The 2,602-nt window shown below is 38.1% G+C and carries 3 protein-coding genes; all 3 read left to right on the forward strand.

All coding sequences use genetic code 11. The annotated features are described in order from the left end of the window. The first annotated feature begins 159 nt into the window (after positions 1–159). The 3 genes from rimM (at position 160) to rplS (ending at position 1,875) form a co-directional block, all read left to right on the forward strand. Entirely contained in the window at positions 160–675 is a 516-nt protein-coding gene (rimM, locus tag AC06OU_RS14070) for a ribosome maturation factor RimM (protein WP_251552918.1), read from the forward strand. Continuing rightward, complete coding sequence (gene trmD / locus AC06OU_RS14075; protein WP_475856611.1) at positions 675–1,403, forward strand: tRNA (guanosine(37)-N1)-methyltransferase TrmD; 729 nt, start codon at positions 675–677, stop codon at positions 1,401–1,403. Before rimM ends, trmD begins: the two co-directional genes overlap by 1 nt. Before the next feature lie 127 nt (positions 1,404–1,530). After that, complete coding sequence (gene rplS / locus AC06OU_RS14080; RefSeq protein WP_169358710.1) at positions 1,531–1,875, forward strand: 50S ribosomal protein L19; 345 nt, start codon at positions 1,531–1,533, stop codon at positions 1,873–1,875. The last annotated feature ends 727 nt before the right edge of the window (positions 1,876–2,602 follow it).

Consider the following 2,602-nt stretch of genomic DNA (forward strand, 5'->3'; position numbering starts at 1 on the left):
AGCAGCAGGCAGTCACCAAAAGAAAACATATGTCGATATATTAGATTAACTTCACTTGTGAAGCTAATACCTCAGGGAAGAAATTCTAAAGAGGTAAATGTAATATGAGAAGAGGGAGAACACTTTGTTCTTCCTTTTTTGATAGGAGGAATTTATTCAATGGAATGGTACAATGTTGGAAAAATCGTCAATACCCATGGGATTTGGGGAGAGGTTCGTGTCATTTCTACTACTGACTTTCCAGATGAGCGTTATCAGGTAGGAAATGAGCTTGGTCTTTTTAAAAAAGATGGATCTAAACCAATCATCGTTAAAATTACCAGCTACCGTAAGCATAAAAATTTTGATTTGTTAACTTTTGACGGTTATACCTTGCTGAAAGATGTAGAAGGCTTTCGTGATGCAACGTTAAAAGTATCTGAGAAGTATCTAACAGAGTTAGAAGAAAATGAATACTACTATCATGAAATTATTGGCTGTACGATTGTTTCTACCGAGGGTGAGACAATTGGAACCGTTACTGAAATACTTCAAACTGGAGCAAATGACGTATGGACTGTACAGCCGGTCAAAGGGAAGACACACTATATTCCATATATTGAGGACGTAGTGAAAAAAATAGATGTGGATAAAAAAGAAATTACGATTGAGGTACTGGAAGGTTTATTGTCATGATGAAAATTCATATTCTTTCGCTTTTTCCAGAGATGTTCACTGGAGTGTTCAACTCATCCATTTTGAAAAAAGCGCAGGATAAAAATGAGGTATCGATTGATGTAGTAAACTTCCGAGACTATTCTGGTAACAAGCATCATCAGGTTGATGATTATCCCTATGGTGGTGGAGCGGGGATGGTATTAAAGCCAGAACCTATTTTTAACGCTATTGAGGCTCTTCCTCCAAGCTCTAGTGGGAATAGACGGATTATATTGCTTTGCCCCCAAGGAGAACGCTTTAATCAGCAAAAAGCAGAGGAATTAGCGAAGGAAGAGGAGCTTGTTTTTATATGTGGTCATTACGAGGGCTACGATGAGCGAATTAGGGAGCATTTAGTTACAGACGAAATTTCAATTGGAGATTTTGTTTTAACCGGTGGAGAATTAGCTGCTATGACTGTAGTAGATAGTGTTGTGAGATTACTCCCCAACGTTCTTGGCAAGGCTGCTTCCCATGAGCAAGATTCGTTTTCTACGGGCTTGCTAGAGCATCCACATTACACTCGACCAGTAGAATATCGCGGCTACAAGGTTCCAGATGTATTGCTGTCTGGAAACCATGCAGCTATCGATCAATGGAGAAGAGAGCAGTCTTTAAAACGTACATTAGAAAGAAGGAAAGACCTTCTCGAAAGTGCAGAACTAACAGATGCTGAAAAAAGAATGCTTCAATTAAAAGAGTTATAATTTATAATTGCATATAGCCAGTCAATATGATATATTTTACTATGTACTTTTATGTGAAGTACTGATTTTGGGTGTTCCGCTGCAACAGCTATGTGTGTAAGAGCATTCTATATAAGGAGAGAAAATGATGCAAAACATTATTTCAGAAATCACAAAAGATCAATTACGTACAGATCTTCCTACATTCCGCCCAGGTGACACAGTTCGTGTACACGTTAAGGTTGTTGAGGGAACTCGCGAACGTATCCAAATGTACGAAGGTGTTGTAATTAAACGTCGTGGAGGCGGAATTAGCGAAACTTTTACAGTTCGTAAAATCTCTTCCGGTGTTGGTGTAGAACGTACTTTCCCAGTACACACACCAAAAATTGCTAACCTAGAAGTTATTCGTCGTGGTAAAGTTCGTCGTGCTAAATTGTACTACCTACGTGAACTACGCGGTAAAGCTGCTCGTATTAAAGAGCGTCGCTAATAGTGTAAGTAAGGCAAAATTGCCTGATGTGAATGTTGCAGGAAAAAGTGATCTCACTTTTGCTGCAACATTTTTTTCTTTGTGGATAATTATTGTATTTTAAGAGAAGTATATATATTATCTATTTTTCAAGTGGTAATCGTTATTGTTAGCAAAAGTAGGGGGAGACTAATCGTAGCCCTTGCAGAACGCCTCGGACAAGAGTAGAGATAAAATACATATACTAATTGGGAAGCATATTCAAAGTTATCTTTGAGATTGATTGTGATTTTTATAAAAGGAATTAAGAAATCATCTCCATCGATCATTTTATTTTCAGTTTTGTTTATGCGAGTAAAATTTATTAGCGCTTTATCGATGCTAAAGCTGTTCCCATTTATTGATTGGAGCGCCAGACGGCGACTCCTACGGGATGAGTGAGACAGTTAAGACATCACAACCGCGCGCGTAAGCGACGGGTGATGGCTTAACGCTCACCCCGAGGAAAGCGCCCGGCTGGTGAGGAAATCAATCCTACTCTCTGACTTAAAGATTTCGTTGCATCATAAATCAACCCTACCCTTTAACATATCCTTTTATTTTAGATATTTCGTGAAAATTATTTTGGGGGATCTTAGATTTTTAATATTTATTATCCTTTTGACTTTTGTCTCTTTTGTCAATGACCGTATCCAGTACGAAGCCAGAATTGAAATGTGATGAGTGTAAACTATTCTTTTCTTATTAT

The sequence above is a fragment of the Psychrobacillus sp. genome, assembly GCF_056205495.1.